The sequence below is a fragment of the Paenibacillus etheri genome (assembly GCF_001012825.1).
Lineage (GTDB): Bacteria > Bacillota > Bacilli > Paenibacillales > Paenibacillaceae > Paenibacillus_AQ > Paenibacillus_AQ etheri.
The window spans coordinates 376,453-396,484 of sequence record NZ_LCZJ02000019.1 but is presented as its reverse complement, the minus strand read 5'-3'; the positions used below and the strand labels follow the sequence as shown (position 1 = coordinate 396,484).

The window sequence follows — 20,032 nt, the reverse complement described above, 5'->3', positions numbered from 1 at the left end:
GGATTTTTCGATCCGCGTACTGTTCACGCGCTTACATCGACAACAGCTCACGCAAACAGGCGTCGACTTGCTCCATGTATTTCGGCTCGAATCCGTTCAACGCGAAATGACCTTCCTTGGACTCGATCAATCTGAATTGGGAGTCGGGAATCAGCTTCTGGTCGGCTTCGCATTCATGCGGAGGGAAAAACATGTCATGGCTGATGGCCAACACGAAGGTTTTAGCCTTGATGCTTTTCAGGGCTGTTTCAAGGTTGCCACCGGTATTTCGCGAGATATCGGCCCGCTGCCATTTCCATACTTCGTACAGCAAGGCGTTCGGATCCATCGGTTCAAAATAGGCCTTCATGAAGCTGTTCATGAAATCTGTGAGCGAAGACATGCCTAAGATGGTTCGGAAGCGTTCTTCTTGATAAAATTCTTGGCTCCATCCCTGGAGAGCCACAATTTTTGCCATCCGATCCATACCTCTTCGAACGTGCATTCCGTCTTCGTACCATCCATCTTTCCAAGCGGGGTCCGACATCAGGGCTTCTTGCAAGGTTTCGGTGAAAATGATCTGGTGCCGCGAAATTCGAGCGGTCGAAGCAATAGGCGCCGCGCGTTTGACCATATCCGGATACCGTACAACCCATTCATACGTCTGCTGTGCGCCCATCGAACCGCCGGTCACCAGAGCGAGCTGGGTAATGCCGAATTTTTCAGTCAAAAGCTTGTGCTGTGCGCGCACGTCGTCTCCGATTCGGATTTTCGGGAACTTCGCCATCGACTGAGGAGCAGGTGTGTTCTGCGGTGAAGAAGAAGTGCCGCAACCGATCTGATCCACGATGACGATAAAGTACTTGTTGGGATCGAGCGCATGTTCAGGGCCCACATAAACGTCCTCCATGATTTTGCCGGTGCCCGAAAACCAGGTGGTCACAAGGATCGCATTGTCTTTGGCAGCATTAAGATGACCAAACGTACGATAGGCCAGTTTGCAGCCGCGCAGCGTTTCGCCTTCTTCAAGCTCCAGACTGCCGATCTCATAAGACTCGTACTTCCCCTGAAAATGTTCGGATGTGTAGAAAGGGTTCTTGATCACACATTTTTCCTCCTTTTATGGATGTTCTCCAATGATTAGTAAGTTTCACTCGCTTCTTTCTATACCTATATTAAAATGTAAGCGCTTTATAGTAAACGGACAAAACCAGTTTTCTGTCAAAAAACACTCTACCAATATACCAAATATTCTACAGTGCTCTGGCTCATCTTCAGCATTCTTAGGAGGGAAGGGACAGGATATAGAACCTATCATGAAAAATTCAGCTAGGTGAAGCAGGGAAGAAGTTTTGATATTATCCATATCGAGGTGAAAATCGAAAGGGAAAGTAAAGATATTGGATTTTCTGTTTGGCGAATCTATAATTGAAACAACAGTTTCACCTTCATAAAATACATATCTGAGAATGGTCAGCGGCGGGTGTGATATCGATAAATTGGTGGAAGGCAATGTTTGAAAAGTTTATCAGCCAATTTAAAGATATATAATCTTGATGCATTTACCTACATGCTTGGGAACTTTACAGAACTCTCTGCTGTCACAGTACAACAGTTTCCTAAATTCGAATTGGTGGATATTCATAAATTCATTTAGAAAACGACGGATGATCAAATAATGATTACAGGAAAATTAACTAACGTTGCAGCAGCCAGCGTTCATTTTCAAGGTGGATTCAAACATCAGACTGGACTTAAAATGGATATATTCGGAGATAAGGGCACAATCGTGTTGAGTTCTACAGCTTCGATTCAATTCGGGGAGCAGGACCTAAGGAGCAAGAGTTACATGACTTACGCTTCATATTACTGGTTAATCGTTCATAGTAGGATAAGAAGAAGCAGAAGCAGAATTAATTTGAAAGTAAATTCTGCTCCTTCTAAAAATTAATTACAAACTCCAAACCCGTCTAATACTAGGTATTTCATCAACAAATTGTAATTCATACACATCGGGGTTCGTTATTGACACTCCCTTATCAAAATCCCAATTTTGATCGTAATAATTAAACAAGATCATCATTGTCAAACGATGGGTAAACAAGAAAGTGGGATGTTGATTATCATGCCTTATTTCATCTATTAGGCTGGTTGCACGAACACGTACTTCTCCGTTAGATTCACCATTTGGAAATCTATGATTCGTATCGGAAAAGTGATTTTTTAGATCTTCAAATAAGTTACTTCCCTGGTAATCGCCTATATTGCGTTCTTGTAGTCTTTTATCTTTGGAGAAAGTTTGGTTTATTCGTGCCGCAACAATTTCAGCCGTTTTGCTTGCTCTCAAATAAGGACTGCTAATTAATCGACTATTTTCAATATTGGTGAACCGAGATAAAAATTCAGCCAATTGTTGAGCCTGCTTCTGGCCAACTTCAGTCAGCGGTGCATCTGGTTCGTTAGAACTTGCCTCACCGTGTCGAATAACGTAAATAGTTGAGTTTTGATCCATATAAAAACACTCCCTCATTTATTTTCTGGCGAGTTCTAAAACTGCATTGGCTAACACATTTGTTATGCTCGACCCATAAGAAGCATCGATAAACAAATCGCTTGCATGATGATAATTTGGATTTGGATCATCCACAGGTTCAGATGGAAAATTGATAAAAAAATCTTCAGAAACAACAACAGCCGGATACCCTTGTTGATGGAAAGATGCATGGTCACTTCTACCGATCGCACCATCGAATAAAGTTCGGTCGGGGTTAGTATCCGTACTTGTCCCTTGATAGATTTGAGGTGGGGACAGAGATGGTACTCCAACAACATGATTTGCTATAGTTTGAGCTATAGGTAAAGAAGCATTCCGAATATCTGCATCAATATGACCTGCATGGATTTCAAACAGATGGTTTTGATCACTGTTGAAGCCAATCATATCAATACATATTGCAGCTTTGACGGGTGCGCCTGTCGCTTTAAGCATAGATGCATATACCTTGCTGCCAACAAGTCCTGACTCCTCAGCATTAAAAAAACAAAATCGGACGGTATGAGTTAGCTGCTCCTTATACTCCAATAGACACTTAGCAATTGACAAAACAGCCGCTATTCCAGAAGCATCATCATCTGCTCCAGGCGCGGGATCAGAATCAGGATGGTAGATGCTATCATTAGCAGCTGTAGAATCCAAATGACATCCTACAATAATTAATTTAGCCTCAGAGTCTGGAAGGGTACAAGATTGTAACCACCATGGATACCAAGGACTTAGCCCAACCGAATCCTCTATTGATCTTCTTAGAGCAATTGGATTCGCATCATTTGTGATTTTAGATGTGAACCATTCGTTTCCAACAATATTTTTAACGGAAGGTAACCAATTTTCAATGGGCATAGGGTTTGGGTATTGTTGAAACAGTTCTCTTAGTTTTTCTTTAACATTTAGTTCAAAAGAGGAAGGTACGATACCGGGTAAATCAGCAATTACGTTATTTAAAGAAATCCCATTGAAGTTAAAACGATGTACGGTTGGACATAATCCGAGTTCAGATAAATCCTGTTGAAGTGCATTAATTACTCTGACATTATCAGGATGTAAAACATGACGAGATTTAATGGGTCCGTCATGGTCTATGTCTAGTTTTCCACTGTAACGCTTTACTATAGCTTCAAAGGATTCTGGAGTAGAAGCTGTAATTTTCTCCATGTTCAATTCACTAAAATCGGTATTATTAACAACTTTATTATCATTCCTAAAGTCGTTAACTGGATACAACATTTCTGGACTGGGTAAAAGCAGTTGTGGATGTGCATGACCGTTCGGCCCATGTACATGTAGGGATTCATTGAGTTCAGCGGGGCCTAACGCAACAATGATCTTTCTACCCTCGATGGATAGTACTTTATGCTTCTTCAGAATTTCCTCCGTTTCCTTATTCCATTCTTCAATCTCTACGAAGATCGGATCTTCAGTTGACAAATCTATAGATAACTTTTCTACTATAACCCCATTTTTTTGTAATTCTGAAAAGTTCTCCTCCACCATAACTGAAAGCATACACCAACGATTATCTTCAATTTTGTAATAAAAATAGGGTAACCCGTCACTTATACTTCTACATTGTTCTTTTGATCCAAAAATCAGAACCATTTCAGATATCTTATTATTCAATATATTTAAGGCTACTTGGGGATGGGGAGTGGATATAAAACCTAATTCAGCAGCTGAACTTCTCAAGACACGATCGGAAGAAACTAAAATCGTTGAATTAGCACGTACAAGATATGGGTTTAACTCTTGCTGAAGCACGCTTGTATTTTGATAAATGACAATTCGATTGAATTGAGGAAAATAATTCTTCAAATTTTCCACAGATTCAGATACTTCAGGCAAGAACAAAAACATTTCTACATTAAAACTTTGTAAGCTTTCCATCAATGTGATGATCCCCGGTAAGAAATCAACTCCAACTACTTCACTCTTCTCACTAAAACGAAGCATGCCGAATGATTGGTCAAACAAAAAAATAATTGATTTTATATTCGTTGACATTAAGTTATCCCCTTTCAATATGTATTCGTAATTAATATTTCAAACCTTATTCATATTTATGATAATTAAAAAGTGGTCTAATTGGATTTGATTTCATCGGATACTTTGTAAGTACTTGTAAAAAATAAGGTTCGATGATTAAACAACAATATATCGCTTAAGGAGATAATAGAATTATGATTAAACAAATTGATAAAAGAATTTACCACTTTACTAACGAGCCGCAGCTTAATCGACCGGACGAATCTTTCAGTGATCCCGAGTTGAAGAAAGAAACCTCAAAATCCACAATAAATCCGCTAACAGGGAATGTTAAATTTGTAATGTTGAATCTTGAGGCGTCGAATACTGATGAGTCATTCATAACAAGGGCAATAGAAGCGGTTAATCATAATTCTTCTGTCTTGGGGTTTTCTAGGGATTCAGTAAGGGAAGGAATGGAATTTGTTCCGGATCCTAGGGTAATCAAAACAAGTGCAAATACATCTGTTGTTCATTTGCATCAGGTTTATCGCGGGGTACCGGTTTATCAAATGTCTAGAACCTGTCGATTTAAGGAAAATGGCACTCTTGAAGACATTGTTGGGGATAATGTGAGTTTAAATGAAGAAATCAACCTCATACCTGAAACTGATGTGGATTCAGCAATAGTAGCAGCAAATGAGTATATTATTGCTAACCAGACTTCAACTGAAGGTCAAGTTGATGGGTGGGGGCAACCACTTCCAAATGTAAAAATTAATACGGCAGGATATTCCCCTAAAGTATTAACTACGTTTCCATCCCCTGCACAGTACACGGTATTAGACAAAGGAGTGTTTGAAGAAAACATCACAGCACATTTAACGATATTCCCACAGTATCCACAATCACGTTTAGCTTGGCACTTTGCAATTACCCTTCAAGATACTATGGAGCAGTATGAATTCATTGTAGCAGCTGATCAGAAACAATCGAGCGAGGTTTTACTCTGTCAAAGGAAAAGTTTTCATATGAAGGCTGAAGGAAGTGTCTACGAGTTTAACGGTGGGGAACAGCGAAGACTCTTTCCATTCCCGAGACCCATAACTGAATATCCAGTCAAACCATCATCAGCACTTCCTAATACGTTTCCTGTTGATTGGGTAGAGGAAACCAAGACCATTGGAAACAGCACGCAGACACTGATGTGTGATTCAAACGTTTCAACCGCTGAATGCACGCCGGCTGTACCAATGGAAGGAAAGCTAGACCATGAAAAGGTTACATTTATTCCTTCTGATGATTCTGGAGATGATCAGAAAATACTAAATGCCTTCTATTTTTGCAACTACATGCATGATTTTTTTTATATACTTGGTTTCGATGAAAAATCAGGGAATTTTCAAGACGAAAATTTTACTGAATTAGGTTTGGAGAAAGACCATGTTAAAGTAAATGTATTTTCTGGACCTGTATTCGGGACAGCTAACATGAGAACACCTGCTGATGGAAGAAATCCGATTATGAACCTTGGTGTCGTGTCTTCTACTAATCGTCATACGGCGCTAGACGCTGATGTTATATTCCATGAGTACACTCATGGTGTAACGAATAGACTTGTTGGGGGACCTTTGGATCAAAACTCTTTGGATATGGCACAAAGTAGTGGAATGGGTGAAGGTTGGAGTGATTACTTTGCTCTTACAATCCAAAATTTCAGTCGTACACAAGAAAAAGTGGTTACAGGAGCTTGGGTAGTTAATAATAATAGAGGAATTCGTGAATTTAAGTATGATGATGATTTTCCCGATCACTTTGGCGATCTCGGAACGGGACGGTACACTGAAGATGACGAACATAATATTGGTGAAATCTGGTGCGCTACTTTAATGTATTTAAATCGAAGATTAGTAGAAAAATTTGGGAAGGATAAAGGTTATAACTTGACTTGGAGAACTGTAATTGACAGTTTGAAAATTTCTCGTGCAAACCCAAGTCTAATCGATGCACGAGATAATATGTTAAATGCAATTCGAGACCTAAGATTAATTAATCAACTCAGTGAAGATGATTTTATAACAGCAAATCAATGTGCCTGGAAAGCTTTTTGTAAATTTGGTATGGGTCCTAATGCAAGAAGTAATGGAGCGACCTTAAATGGAATAGTTGCAGATTTTGAACTGCCACAGAATATCTAAACAGTCCCTTGGCTTTACATGAAAAAAGGCTCACTTAAGTTTGAGTGAGCCTTTTTGACAACCGCATCCGACAGCACAATAAGGTTATAAAAAGTTTATTATCTTTCACGAGAAGGGATGCCATAAAAATGATAAATGAACAGCTTGCAGGAGTATGGACATACCGTAGCTTTCTTAATGTTCCTGAAGAAGTTGGAGATTTTAACAAAATAAAATTTGGCGAAGGTGAACTAGTATTCGAAATGAAGTCTGAACCAGGCACGATTCGTGGCCAGTTAGTCTTTCGATCTGAGAAACCGGACCCGAAAGATGCAAGGTTATTTATTTATGGTTACATTGAGAAAAGTAATTTTAGATTCCAAGGTACAGGGGTTAAAAAAACTGATGCTGAAGATTGGGTCTATGATTATAATGGAGAGATTACACCAAACTGGATAGACGGGACAGAGAAGAAAACGATAATGACTGGTACAGTTATTCGAAGTGTACCTCATGATGGAAAGCCTGCTGGAGTAGTTGGTTCATTTATTGCTGTGAAGCGTGAGTTTTTAGAGCCTAGCCAAGTAATTCCCTTACCGGAGAATGTGCTGTCTATGCTTTCAACAAGAATGCACAGATTACATCATAGTGTTTGGCACAGCGTAAGAGACAGATGGACCAGACTGGATGAAACAAAGAAAAATGAAATTAGAAAAAGAGGATGGCAACCTGGTGAGATAGATGACGAACGGCCATCCATAACACCATATGAAGATCCTATTGTGTTAAATGGTTCAGGTGAGGATTTTCTGTTCATGCATCGCAAAATGATTATGCATGTTAACTCGATGATGACAGAACCAATAAAAGGATGGAGCGTTATTCCTGCCCCTGGTCCTTACTTGATCGAACCGAAATTTGATAACGGTAATATTTCTGTTTTTCCACCAGGTAATCCGAATGGGTTCACAGTTCCACCATTATGGATTACAGGAAACGAAGAGTTCGATAGACGCAACGCACAGTTAAAAAGTGATGGACATTATTGGTCAAGAATGAAATGGTGGGATCGGAAGTTTAAAAATCCGCAATATCTTGCAACTTTGACACTTTATGAACTGGGCTCATTAATTGAGTGGTCAGTGCATAACGACATGCACATAAGATGGGCTTCAGTTCCTAGTGACAAAGATCTAGTTCCGATTCCAACTGGCCGTGATGAGCGCGATATAAACGCATTAAAATGGGATCGAACCAGTTATGATTTTTTAGGGGACACTTATTCGGCTCACGTAAACCCTGTTTTCTGGAGACTACACGGTTGGGTGGACGATAGAATCAATGACTGGTTTGAAGCTCATGAGACTGTGCATAAAGGGCAATTGAAAGAATACAGATTGATGGTGTCCCGTGGTTCAAAAGTGATAAATGGGTTTTAAATGATCGCCCATGGGATGGGCCGAAACATTCACATAGTGATGAACATTCAATTGCTCAGATGGAAGAATTAAATGAGATCATTTATGGTGTGAAGCCACAAAGTTTCGAACTTGACCAACACAGATCAGTACCGCCTCTAACTTGGTTTTAATGGAATAGATCACCAAATGTAATTGCCGGGTGACAAGAAAATTGTCCGATTGGCGATAGTTGTATAGTGAAAATTGTAAGTGTCAAGAATATAGTCCTTTTGAAATCCGCGCTGAGCGCGGATTTTTTATTTTAGCGCGATGATGGACAAGGACATGGTACTATTGCCGTAAAAGACAAAAACTTGGTCCGTGCCAGAAACAGTCATCCAACATCGCTAAACAGATAATTCTTTGACTATCGCGAGGATACCATCCAAGATACCGACGGAATGAGCGATTGGTTGTGTGGTATTGTAGTGCACTTGGTGGGATTACGGAAAAGGCTGAACAAGCTCCTTGCGAAGCTCGATTTAGATTGTAGTGATTTTTATTGCTGTCACATTTTGGGTCGAGCTCTTCGTTGTATAGAGTGAAAGGGGGGGAGACAGCTTGAATGATACGGAGTTAAGTCAGATCATTGCAGATGTGTTGAATGGGGAGACAGAAAAATTCGAGAAAATCATGGAGGTTTATCAAAAACCGATTTTTCTCTACTGTTATCATATGCTGGGCAATTATGCCGAAGCCGAGGATAACGCACAGGAAGTATTTTTGAAGACATTCCGCACCTTGAAGAAATATACCCAATATCAAATGAATTTTGGCGCCTGGGTATACAAGATTGCTTACCATCAATGTATCGACATCATCCGTAAGCGAAAGTTGGTGAAATATTTGCCTTTCTTCTACCAGGATGAGAAAGAAAATAATGAAGTCGACTTGCATATTGAAGCCAACTATTTTGATGAATCCGTACATCAAGCCATGGCAAAATTATCGGTGGAAGAGCGTAATTTGTTAATCTTACGTTGTGTCGAGGATAAAAGCTACCAGGAGATCGGATTGATTCTCGGCAAAAACAGTGCCAGCCTTCGTAAAAAGTACGAACGTGCATCTGCAAAATTTCGAAAGTATTATGCTCAAGTGAAGGGAGTGGGAGTGTATGAATATGGACAGGGATCGGGATTTGAAAAGACTGTTTGATGACCCGCGCATTCCCGAAGCCGACTTGACAGGAAAAGTAATGAGAATATTACATGCTAAGCCAAAAGAAAAGGAGAGGTTTTTTATGAAATATAAAGTTGTTTTGACTGCGTGTGTAGGGATGATGTTAATGGCCTCCACAGGTTATGCGGCAGTTCAATATCATTCTTTGACGAATAAGGATGGCGAAGTCGTATATGAGACTAAATCGACGAAAGATTACGGAAAAACAGAATCGAAAGATGAGATAGAGCGTTACAAGGCATTTTATGAACTTAAGGATAAGGTGCTAAAGAATGGGGAAGCTGGGCTGTTCTATATGGTTGCCAATAATCCGAATCATGAAACAATTCTTGGAACGAAGGTGACTATCTTCCAAGATCTTTCTCAGTTGAGAGATAAGATTACGGATAAATCCATTAAGATCGCAGACAAAGTCAATGGAAATTATACATTCCAAAAGGCGGACGTAATCTTTAAAAATGCTCAGGAAGTGAATCCTCCTTCTTCGGAAGAAAAAAAGAAAATGGCAGAAAAGCTGAGAAAGCAGGCGGAAGAATCCAATCAGGGATATGCCATGATGCCGGTTGAAATGACAGATCAGTTTTTCCTTCTCTTTGCTACGTATCAAAATGGCGAAGATAAAATCGGGGTTAATATCACTAATCTGAGTGGAAAAAGCGAACCTACAATGTATATTGACGAGAACGTTGAATTTAAGCAGGAGAAGGTTCAAGTGAAGGGAGTAGAAATGCTGCATACAGAATTTGCTCCTTCGCAGACGCATGAGCTGAAATGGGTATACGAGAGCCCAGACAAAAAGGTGAAATACGCCTATACTTTACGTGGAGACATAAATAAAGTAAGCAAAGAAACCCTGATGAAACTTGCCGAAGGCTATTTGGAATAATAAATATTTAAACAATGGGAATCTTCTCCAAAGCTAATTGGGGTTGATTCCTCTTTAAATGAATTAACTCCGTATTGATTTAATAAAAGGCTGAGAATCCGATTAAGATTCTCAGCCTTTTGTGCGTTTTAGCAGCGTAAATTCACATTAATACATATTCATCTTAAATGTAATTGTTAAAGATGTTATAGGAATTCAGCATCATGAATGCAGTCGAAGAGAGGGAGTTGCCAATAAACTCATTCCGTTTTTTTATGCCTATTGTAATGGAATTATCCAAGGCAGTACTTACTTAATATCTTATAAGAAATTCTTGAAATCACAGAAATTTATCCGATAGTGGGATGCTATTATACAAATATAAATAGAGACGAGGTGATGTTATGCAAGCGAAATTGGCAGCGGACGCCATTCCCCTCACCAAAAAGCGGAATTCTTGGTTAAGAACGATAAAAAAGTATAAAGTGATGTACGCTCTCTTGTTACCCGCATTAGTTTACTTTGCCGTATTCAAATACATTCCTATGGCGGGAATCATTATTGCTTTTAAAAACTATAACCTAGCTTTGGGACTATGGGATAGCCCATGGGTGGGATTTAGAAATTTCACAGATTTTATGAACGGCGTTTATTTCTGGGACATCATGAGAAATACGATAATCATATCGCTGTATAAGCTATTGTTCGGTTTTTCAGCTCCTATCATACTTGCTTTGCTGCTCAATGAAGTTTATACCCAATGGTTTAAGAAAATCGTACAAACGATCACTTATTTACCCCACTTTCTATCATGGGTCATTGTTTATGGAATGATGGTCGCATTATTAGCCCCAGGGGATGGTCTTTTTAACATGATTTTGAAGGAAGCTGGAGTTGAACCCATCTCATTCCTAACGGAACCTGCCTGGGGCAGACTGCTGATCATCTTATCTGAAATATGGAAGGATATTGGATGGGGAGCGATATTGTACCTTGCCGCATTAGCAGGAATCGATCCAAGTTTATATGAAGCGGCTCGAATTGATGGCGCTTCCAAATGGAGACAGCTATGGCATGTAACACTTCCCGGCATTCGAGGAGTTATGATTCTGATGCTGATCCTTAAATTAAGCCATATTCTGGATGCTGGTTTTGACCAAATATTCATGTTTGCCAACAGCTTTAATCAAGAGAAGATCGACATTATCGACACATGGGTATACCGTGAAGGGCTCGAGCGACTTAAGATTGGCTTGGCTACTGCTGTGGGATTGTTTAAAGCGGTCATCGGATTTGTTTTAGTGTTGGCAGCGAATAAGCTCGCCAAAAAATTCGATGGGCAAATTTGGTGAGGTGGTTATCAATATGATCAATTTGACAATCGGAGAAAAAATCTGGCAAGCAGTCGTTTATTTTATTCTTATTTTGCTAGCTCTACTTTGCTTGCTACCCTTTCTATATGTGGTTGCTGTTTCAGTGACGCCAGAATCGGAAGTGTTAAGAAGAGGAATTGTTATTATACCAGAATCCTTTACCTTTCTAGCCTATAAAGAAGTATTCATTTCTCATGGTATCGGGCAGGCGTATAAAATTACATTGTTTCGAACGATAGTAGGCACTGCTCTCAATGTGTTCTTTACGGTAATAGCGGCATATCCGTTATCCAAAAAATATTTGCCGGGTCGAAGCCCATTTTTACTATTCATTGTCTTTACCATGATGTTTGGGGGAGGATTAATTCCGACTTATTTACTAGTCCGCTCTCTGGGATTGCTAAACAGTCCGTGGGTATTGATTATTCCACATCTCATTAGTGCATTTAATCTGGTGATCATTAAAGGCTTTTTCGAGCAATTGCCTGCTGAAATCGAGGAATCTGCGAGGGTAGACGGTGCAAGTGAGCTTCAGTCGTTATGGCGGATCATTTTACCCCTGTCTTTGCCCGTCCTTTCCACAATTTCCTTATTTTACGCAGTCGGGCATTGGAACAGTTACTTCGATGCTATTGTTTATATCAACGATTCCAACTTAATGCCGCTTCAAGTGATCTTGCGCAACATCCTGCTTAACGTCGCAACACAAAGTGCTGATTCGCTTGCCAATTCTGGAGCTGTTAGTACGTTCGCTGTACAAATGGCTGCAGTTGTCGTGACTACAGTTCCGATTTTGATCGTTTACCCATTTATGCAAAAGCATTTTACCAAAGGTGTACTCTTGGGATCGGTTAAAGGATAAAAGATATTCCAACCTGAGTTGTTACGGGGAAACCGTGATAATATAGAAGCAAAGGAGAGGTCATTATGCAACGTAAAGCGATTACATTTGCTATTCTGACAGCAATGGTCGGTGTGGGAACGGTATTGTCAGGATGTGGGGAACAAAAAGAGGTTACATCGACAGCTTCGAGTAATTCACAAGGCCAGTCTAGTCCCTTTGAAACCAAATTGAAAATTTCGATGTTTAACCAAGGTACTTTCAATGCTGCTGCTCCGATTCCTCCCCGTGAAGAAGATATCCAACGCCAAATGTTGGAAAAAGCAGTGAATATCGACTTGGAAATGCTGATTCCTCAATCAGGGCAAGCAACGACTAAATTAAATACGCTCATTGCGGGCGGAGATATTCCAGATTTGATCTTCTTGAAGAGCCGGGCTGATCTCGCGCAATATTATGACCAAGGCGTTCTTGCGGATTTGACACCGTATTTGGATCAATTTCCTGAATTGCAGAAACGTTTTAGCAACGACTCCTGGGAGGCGATGTCCTATCAAGGAAAAACCATTGGAGTTCCAGGTTATGATAATGTAAACGGTATCAGTCGGAGCTTCTTCATCCGCAATGATTGGCTGAAAAAGCTAAATATGGAAGTACCAACGACACCTGACGAGTTATTCGATGTTATGAAAGCCTTTACAGAGAAAGACCCAGACGGTAATGGCAAAAACGATACGTACGGATTCATAGGCGGTATGAATAAAGAAGGCAATCTTCAAACCTACGGCTTCGATAGTTTGATGTGGATGTTTGGCGTCAATCCTCCCTCAGCCATTGATGTGAAAGACAATGAACCGGTGTTCCTGTATACCGACCCAAAAATGAAAGAAGCGCTCGCTTATATTAATAAAATGATGGAAGCCAAAGTGGTAGATCCAGACTGGGTGACGATGAATACTCCCGATTTGTTGGACCAAAAGTTATTTAAGGGTAAAGTTGGCTTCATGATAAGAGATGCCCGCAGGCTGGAACCAGATTATCAGCAGAAAATGAAAGAAATCAGTGGAGAGGTGCCGGAATGGATCGTCATTCCTCCAATGACAGGTCCTTATGGTGATCAAATTGTAGAGAGAAAATCGTTCCAAGGCAATTCATGGGCCATATCCAAAAAAGCGAATAAGGACAAAATCATTCGGATCTTGTCCATGCTGAATTATCTCTTTACGGACAAAGAAGCCTATCCGAATTTTGCATACGGAATTAAAGGGATTCATTGGGATTTGGTGGACGGCAAGATCAAAAATAAAACCTCCGAATTATCAAAGGAAATGAAAGAAAAGTACCTATGGGTCGATCATTATAGAATGCCGCGTCGTGGTGATGATGCTGAGTACTTCAGCTTCCAGAATCCTAAGACGGCAGAAGCTTTTGAGAACAATCAGAAATACGTGGCGGCTACTTTGCCCGGGAATTTATTGACTGAAGACCCGAGCGATTCATTGGCAGCTGACCGCCAACGTTATATTAATGAAAGCTTGGTCAAATTTATGACTGGCAAAGAACCTCTTTCGAGCTGGGACAATTTCCTCAATACATTGGAAACCAAGTTTGACATGCAGAAATATAAGGACTCAGTAATCAAGCAATTTAAAGAAGCAGGCTTAATCAAGTAAATCAAGTAGAAACGGCTTCGCCGTCCTTTTAAAGGACGGTACCGTTTCAGCGAGAAAGATAAGGAACATTTATGCGCGAAGCATATAAATTCTTATCATTTAAACAAAGAGAGTGGCTATAATTAGCCCCTCTCTTTATTGAAATATAAGAAAGTATAAGTTTTACTTTATACTTTATCCTTCTATTTTTCGAAGAAACGCTTATCGTCCTTAAAAAGGACGCCGAAGGCGTTTCTTCTTATCATATGCTATTATTTGTTTACTACAGATTTAAAAGGAAGATGATAGATGCGAAGAAGAATCAGCTTGCCTTTAAAACTATTTTTTATCGTGTTTGCATTTGTATTAAGCTGCATAATCTTGATCAGCCAATTGTCTTATCGCTATGTCCAAAAGGAAATAAGAACCACTGACATTTATTACACCAACCAAATACTTGACAAAGTAGATCAGTATTTCACAGTTAATTTTTCCTCCTTCCAAACGATGCTGTTCTCGGTCGAGACATCGGTGAAAGCCAACATTGACAATACGGAAGTGATTAAAAAGCAATTAAGAGAGCTGTATGAACTCAACAGTAATTACGTCAGTAATATTTATTTGATCAAAAGTGATTTATCCATTTTAGGCGGAAGTACACCTACCCGAATATTCGATGAACCTTTAGCTGAAAGAGAACCTTTGTTTGATGCGGCTGATAAGAACAGAAGGACTACATTCGTCAGTGATCCTTACAAATCTAAATATTCCGGCTGGACAGTTACGATGGTTCGATATCTGAACGGCGCTCCGTTTCCTATGGCCATTGCGATAGATTTGGATCTAAATGCCATTGAAGAAACCTTGTTCAAGATTAATAAACAAGAACAAATGAATTTGGCTCTAATCACCGCATCGGGGAAGATTATTGCCGGATTTTCGGAAAATAAAGGACCACTGAATATTCAAGATCATACTTTTTCAATCGGGGAAACGTCAGCGGAACAACTTCTGGATACTACAGAAACAAGCCTTCAACTACATACCAAGGATGGCATTCCGGTCTCCCTTCTGAAAAAACCGACTGAGAAATTCAACTGGACCATCATCTCGATCAACGATGAATCACGCTTGAAAGCTGCTTTGTCCAGATTGGAAACCTATTATATCGGGCTTCTAGCTGCAGGTTTTCTCTTAAGCCTGTTCATTTCCTTTTTTATTGCCAAATATATAAGGAACCCACTCTATGCACTCAAAACAAAAATGAAGCGGGTGGAGCAAGGCATCCTCACTACTACAATATCGATTAACCGAAACGATGAGTTTGGAGATCTCTCCCGAGCATTCGATCGTATGCTGCAGCAAATTGTGGAACTGATTCGGGAAGCTGAGCTTTCAAATGAACTTGAGCGGAAGCTTGAAATCCAAGTGCTGCAGTCTCAAATAAACCCTCATTTTCTGTATAACACGCTTGGTTCTATCAGCAATGTCATACGACTCGGACAAATAGAGAAAGTAGATGTGGTGATAGAGTCTCTCATTTCAATATTGGAATATGGGATAGCCGATGCTTCGGAGAAGGTTTCACTACGTCAGGAATTGCAAAATGTATCGGACTATATCGCGATCCAGAACATCCGCTATAACAGGAACTTCCACTTGATTGAAAATATCGAAGCAGGGTTAATAGATTTTCCAGTTTTTCGAATGCTGCTGCAGCCCCTTGTGGAGAATAGTATCTTCCATGGTTATAACGGAGGGGCAATTGAAGGCCCAATTACTATTCATGCGTACAGGGAGGGCGGCATCGTCATCATAGAAGTAGTTGATCAAGGCGAGGGAATTCCAACTGATAAAATAAAGCATATTTTAATTTCAGAACCAAGTGATGTGGAAGTAAAAAGGAAAAGAATCGGGTTAAATAATATTCATGGCAGAATAAGACTTCACTACGGAGAACAGTTCGGACTCCAAATCATAAGCATACCTAAGGAAATAACCCGAGTTCGCGCCTTATTCCCAGCAGACTTGTTTAAAGGAGATGCATGATGGTGAGAGAATACACCTGCTTCATTGTTGACGATGAAGATCTGATCATTCAGAGATTGGAATTGTTTTTTAACGAGCTCTCCCATAGGGATAAGCGATTTCATTTAGTGGGAAAAGCGAATAATGGGCTGAAGGGGATAGAGGAGATCGTAAAGCTTAAGCCGGATATCGTGATATCTGATATCGTTATGCCGCGAATGGATGGAATTTCCATGATTGAGCAACTAAAGCCAAAGCTTCCCCATACTCAATACATTCTTTTGACCGCCTATTCATCTTTTGAGTACGCCCAGAGAGCTATTCAAGCTAACGTATTGGAGTACATTGTTAAGGTTCCGCTCAGGGATGCCGATTTGGATCGCGCTTTAGATAAGGCAGCCGGGATTGTCAACGAGGTTAAGAAAAAAGAAGCGGAATTTCAATCGTTAAACGTATCCGTGCTTGAAAATAAATATAGAGTCCGCAAGCAATTTTTTAACGAGCTTATCAGAGGCGAAATTCCTTCTCATCGGGCATCGGATTTTGCCAATCGCATGCAATTCCATTTCTTTCAAGCCAACTATTGCTGTTTCATTGTTGAAATGAATCTGTATGAAAGTTTCCGAAACGATTATTCAGCGTCTGATCAAAACATCTTGAAATATGCGATTACGAATATAATCGAAGAAACGGTGGTGAATGGTGGCAGAGGTGTAGCTGCGGATCTATCCGATAATCGTTTTATCGGCTTTCTTTCCTGGGAAAATAATCGCAGTGATATGGATACGGAATATGCTTGCCATTCATTGGGTAGTCAGATCGTCTCCCATTTACATCAATATTTGAATCAAAGGGTATCCGTCGCTTTTGGAGGTCCGCACCGAGGCTGGGAATCCATCAAACAAGCTTACATGGAAGCTAATAACGTGAGTGAGGATTTCTATTATCATGAAGAGAAAGTAGTCAAAACACCCATGCATCGGTTCCATTACCGTAATGACAAAAAGGAGGACTTTCAGCTGAAACTGGCTGATTTTCTCACATGGATACAAAGAAAAGTTTCCAAGGAAGAGCTGGAGAAAGAACTCTCTGATTTAAACCAATTTGTGACGAAATATAAAATCCATAAGTCCCTCATGGCACCTATGCTTCAAGACTTGTACAGAGACATTACTGCGAAATTTAAATCGGGGAACTCGTTGACCACGGATGCATCAGAGTTTCCAATAAAATTTATGACATTTCGGGAGCAGCTTGCCTATATTGGCGACTTCACCTTCGAATATGTACACGCTGGCCAACTTTTACATCGTATAGAAATCATGAGCGCTATGCGGTTTATAGAGAAACACCTGAAACAGCGATTAACGCTGGAGGCGATTGCCGAGGAAGTGAATTTAGCTCCATCGTATTTCAGCAGCTTATTCAAAAAAACAATGAACGAGGGCGTTATCAGCTACATCAACCGTAAAAAAATTCAATTAGCTCTCGAGCTGTTAAATGTTCGGGATTATTCTTTATTGGAATTGTGCGAGGAAGTAGGAATTGTTAATGAAGGTTATTTCTGTAAATTATTTAAAGAATATACGGGTGATACGCCTAAGCAATATCGGATAAAAATGACACGGTATGAATCCAAATAAGGTTGCAAAAAATGTATAAATTTCTCGCGATATCATGTAAAAAAAAGAGCATCAAAAGGATTACCATGATAGAAGGATCTAATCATGGAGGTTATCAAAATGGAGCTTATTAAAGCAGATGTAACCGTCGTAGGTGGAGGTATTGCTGGGATATGCGCTGCCATTGCTGCCGCACGCCAAGGGCTGCAGGTTTCACTTATTAATGATCGACCGGTTCTTGGGGGAAATGCGAGCAGCGAGGTCAGGGTTCATATCAACGGGTCGGCATATCTCGGAAACAGTCCATCCTATTATGCACGCGAGGGCGGGTTGGTGGAAGAACTCAAGTTGAAGATTTTTCACTATAATCCGGTATACAACAAGAAGCTTATGCTTTCGCTTTCGGATACGGTCTTGTTGGATATGGTCTATGGTGAGCCTAACATTTCTCTATTTCTGAATACATGCGTGCATGAAACGGGCATGGAGAACGGCAGAATTAAATGGGTGGAGGGCCTTCAATTGGCTTCCGAAAGAAAATTTCGTTTTGAAAGCCAATCCTACATCGATTGCTCCGGAGATGGAGTTGTCGGATATCAAGCAGGTGCTCTCTTCCGATGGGGGAGAGAAGCGAAGCATGAATACAAGGAAGAATTGGCTCCTGAAGTGGCGGACCATTACACCATGGGCGATACGATCTTGTTTCAAGCCCGTGACGTAGAATATTCCGTTCCATACAAAAGACCTGGCTTTGCATATGATATTACGAAGTTGGCCTTTTTCGATAGTATCAGAAAAGGCTTAAACCATCGGGCTTTACCAAGAAAAATCAACGGGCTTGGTGGATTGTGGTGGCTGGAATACGGTGGACATATGGATATTATCAAGAATAATGAAGACATCGCATTGGAACTGCGGAAATTGGTGTATGGGATTTGGGATTATATCAAAAATAGCGGCGAATTTGATGATGTAGACAATCTCATCTTGGATTATGTATGCCCGATTCCGGGAAAGCGGGAGTCGAGGCGGTTTATTGGTGATCACATGTTGTCTCAGAATGATCTTACAGCAAAGCCGCATTTCGAAGATGCTGTATCCGTCGGTGGATGGTATATGGATTTACATGCTAATAAGGGCATCTACGATGACGGACCGGCTACAGCTTGGAATTTCGTACCTGGATTGTACAATATCCCTTTCCGCAGTTTATATTCACGAAATATTCCTAATCTTATGTTCGCTGGTCGCAATATAAGTGCTACTCATGTGGCTTTCGGATCTACAAGGGTAATGGCAACCTGCGGTTGTATGGGGCAGGCAGTTGGAACGGCTGCTTCGTTATGTTTGAAATATGAGGTAGACCCAGCGGCCATAGTCGAAGATCATATGGGGGAGCTGCAGGCGCTGCTGCTTCGAGACGGGCAAACGATTGTAGGGCTTCAAGAAGAATTGGATCCTTACTTCGCTGACGGATTAACTATTCGAGCCTCGTCTCAGCGCAGCTATAACAATCTTCATCCAAGCGAAGAGATTCCCTTGGAGAAAGGGTTATGTTTGGTCTTTCCGATTCAGACAGCCGAGGCTGAAAGCGTACGAATCAAAATTAAAAATAGTTCCGAGCATTCGGAAACATTGCATGTGAAGCTGTTTGGCGGGGAACGGAAGGAAAATTACATTCCCACCAGTGAGTTGAAAGACTACCGCTTGGTTATTGCAGCCGGTCATGACGACTGGATTACGTTAAACTTGGGGTGCAAGAAACCGGCTGACGACAAAATCTACATCGTATTGGAAGGTACGACGAGCCTTGCCGTCTACGGAAATGAAGAGAAAATGACAGGAGCGGTCAGCTTCCATTATAGATCGGAAGAGCCATCCAGACTGAAGAAATTTAATAAGAGCATTTGCTTCAAGGATCTGTTACCATCCCAGAATATGTATAGTCCTGAAAATGTCGTCAACGGCTTCTCCAGACCTTATGGTCTGCCGAACAGCTGGATTTCTAAACGTACGGAAGGACAGGAATGGTTGGAATTCTGTTTTGCCAGCCCCAAAAATCTGGACGAAATCCATCTTGTTTTCAATTCACAGCTGGATTTGGAGCATTTTAACGACCCAATCGAGTCCCTTATCCAAGATTACGATATGACCTTGACCTTAGAAGACGGAACCGAGAGTAAAATCATAACTCGTGGAAATTATCTCACGTTGAATAAACATAAGGTGGATGCGAAACGTGTAACCCGAATCCGGATTAATTTCTGCGCAACTTATGGTTCGCCTTATTTTGAAGTATTTGCTGTAAAATGGTTTGCTCCTAAAATTGATAAATGA

General features: G+C 40.6%; 13 protein-coding genes and 1 pseudogene. 11 read left to right on the top strand and 3 right to left on the bottom strand.

Features of this window, described 5'->3' with window-relative positions:
- Positions 1 to 31 precede the first annotated feature (31 nt).
- Positions 32 to 1,084 carry an alpha/beta fold hydrolase gene (locus UQ64_RS11360; RefSeq protein WP_060623574.1) on the bottom strand — a complete coding sequence of 351 codons (1,053 nt, stop codon included), beginning with the start codon at positions 1,082 to 1,084 and terminating at the stop codon, positions 32 to 34.
- Positions 1,085 to 1,648: 564 nt separating this feature from the next.
- On the opposite strand from UQ64_RS11360, the pseudogene UQ64_RS32850 reads away from it, so the two are divergent.
- Positions 1,649 to 1,930 (top strand): annotated as a pseudogene (locus tag UQ64_RS32850) (hypothetical protein); the annotation flags it as partial.
- Here the strand turns inward: UQ64_RS32850 and UQ64_RS11350 are convergent.
- Positions 1,931 to 2,491, bottom strand: coding sequence for a histidine phosphatase family protein (locus tag UQ64_RS11350; RefSeq protein WP_060623572.1), 561 nt, complete (start codon positions 2,489 to 2,491; stop codon positions 1,931 to 1,933).
- 18 nt (positions 2,492 to 2,509) lie between these two features.
- Entirely contained in the window at positions 2,510 to 4,537 is a 2,028-nt protein-coding gene (locus tag UQ64_RS11345; RefSeq protein WP_060623571.1) for a M28 family metallopeptidase, read from the bottom strand.
- A 176-nt stretch (positions 4,538 to 4,713) separates the two neighbouring features.
- Here UQ64_RS11345 and UQ64_RS11340 point away from each other — a divergent pair, with 176 nt between their 5' ends.
- The 10 genes from UQ64_RS11340 (at position 4,714) to UQ64_RS11295 (ending at position 20,032) form a co-directional block, all read left to right on the top strand.
- Positions 4,714 to 6,696, top strand: coding sequence for a M36 family metallopeptidase (locus UQ64_RS11340; RefSeq protein ID WP_060623570.1), 1,983 nt, complete (start codon positions 4,714 to 4,716; stop codon positions 6,694 to 6,696).
- Between the two features lie 128 nt (positions 6,697 to 6,824).
- Positions 6,825 to 8,114 carry a hypothetical protein gene (locus tag UQ64_RS11335; protein ID WP_209445757.1) on the top strand — a complete coding sequence of 430 codons (1,290 nt, stop codon included), beginning with the start codon at positions 6,825 to 6,827 and terminating at the stop codon, positions 8,112 to 8,114.
- A 582-nt stretch (positions 8,115 to 8,696) separates the two neighbouring features.
- Positions 8,697 to 9,290: an RNA polymerase sigma factor gene (locus UQ64_RS11330; RefSeq protein ID WP_060623569.1), complete on the top strand. Its 594-nt coding sequence runs from the start codon at positions 8,697 to 8,699 to the stop codon at positions 9,288 to 9,290.
- Between the two features lie 85 nt (positions 9,291 to 9,375).
- Positions 9,376 to 10,200, top strand: coding sequence for a hypothetical protein (locus UQ64_RS11325; protein WP_060623568.1), 825 nt, complete (start codon positions 9,376 to 9,378; stop codon positions 10,198 to 10,200).
- A gap of 383 nt (positions 10,201 to 10,583) precedes the next feature.
- Entirely contained in the window at positions 10,584 to 11,531 is a 948-nt protein-coding gene (locus tag UQ64_RS11320) for an ABC transporter permease (protein ID WP_060623567.1), read from the top strand.
- 13 nt (positions 11,532 to 11,544) lie between these two features.
- Entirely contained in the window at positions 11,545 to 12,414 is an 870-nt protein-coding gene (locus UQ64_RS11315; RefSeq protein WP_060623566.1) for a carbohydrate ABC transporter permease, read from the top strand.
- A 65-nt stretch (positions 12,415 to 12,479) separates the two neighbouring features.
- On the top strand, positions 12,480 to 14,066 hold the full coding sequence (locus UQ64_RS11310; protein WP_060623565.1) for an extracellular solute-binding protein: 1,587 nt from the start codon (positions 12,480 to 12,482) through the stop codon (positions 14,064 to 14,066).
- 288 nt (positions 14,067 to 14,354) lie between these two features.
- The gene (locus tag UQ64_RS11305) at positions 14,355 to 16,094 is read left to right on the top strand and encodes a sensor histidine kinase (RefSeq protein WP_060623564.1); all 1,740 of its coding nucleotides are present in this window, start codon (positions 14,355 to 14,357) and stop codon (positions 16,092 to 16,094) included.
- The gene (locus UQ64_RS11300) at positions 16,091 to 17,716 is read left to right on the top strand and encodes a response regulator transcription factor (protein ID WP_245237927.1); all 1,626 of its coding nucleotides are present in this window, start codon (positions 16,091 to 16,093) and stop codon (positions 17,714 to 17,716) included. The genes UQ64_RS11305 and UQ64_RS11300 overlap by 4 nt, the downstream gene beginning before the upstream one ends.
- A gap of 84 nt (positions 17,717 to 17,800) precedes the next feature.
- Entirely contained in the window at positions 17,801 to 20,032 is a 2,232-nt protein-coding gene (locus UQ64_RS11295; RefSeq protein ID WP_060623562.1) for an FAD-dependent oxidoreductase, read from the top strand.

Coding starts and splice junctions, on each gene's coding strand:
- UQ64_RS11340 (WP_060623570.1), top strand. CDS start 4,714: ATGATTAAACAAATTGATAAAAGAATTTACCACTTTACTAACGAGCCG.
- UQ64_RS11335 (WP_209445757.1), top strand. CDS start 6,825: ATGATAAATGAACAGCTTGCAGGAGTATGGACATACCGTAGCTTTCTT.
- UQ64_RS11310 (WP_060623565.1), top strand. CDS start 12,480: ATGCAACGTAAAGCGATTACATTTGCTATTCTGACAGCAATGGTCGGT.
- UQ64_RS11300 (WP_245237927.1), top strand. CDS start 16,091: ATGATGGTGAGAGAATACACCTGCTTCATTGTTGACGATGAAGATCTG.
- UQ64_RS11320 (WP_060623567.1), top strand. CDS start 10,584: ATGCAAGCGAAATTGGCAGCGGACGCCATTCCCCTCACCAAAAAGCGG.
- UQ64_RS11345 (WP_060623571.1), bottom strand. CDS start 4,537: ATGTCAACGAATATAAAATCAATTATTTTTTTGTTTGACCAATCATTC.
- UQ64_RS11315 (WP_060623566.1), top strand. CDS start 11,545: ATGATCAATTTGACAATCGGAGAAAAAATCTGGCAAGCAGTCGTTTAT.
- UQ64_RS11350 (WP_060623572.1), bottom strand. CDS start 2,491: ATGGATCAAAACTCAACTATTTACGTTATTCGACACGGTGAGGCAAGT.
- UQ64_RS11305 (WP_060623564.1), top strand. CDS start 14,355: ATGCGAAGAAGAATCAGCTTGCCTTTAAAACTATTTTTTATCGTGTTT.
- UQ64_RS11325 (WP_060623568.1), top strand. CDS start 9,376: ATGAAATATAAAGTTGTTTTGACTGCGTGTGTAGGGATGATGTTAATG.
- UQ64_RS11295 (WP_060623562.1), top strand. CDS start 17,801: ATGGAGGTTATCAAAATGGAGCTTATTAAAGCAGATGTAACCGTCGTA.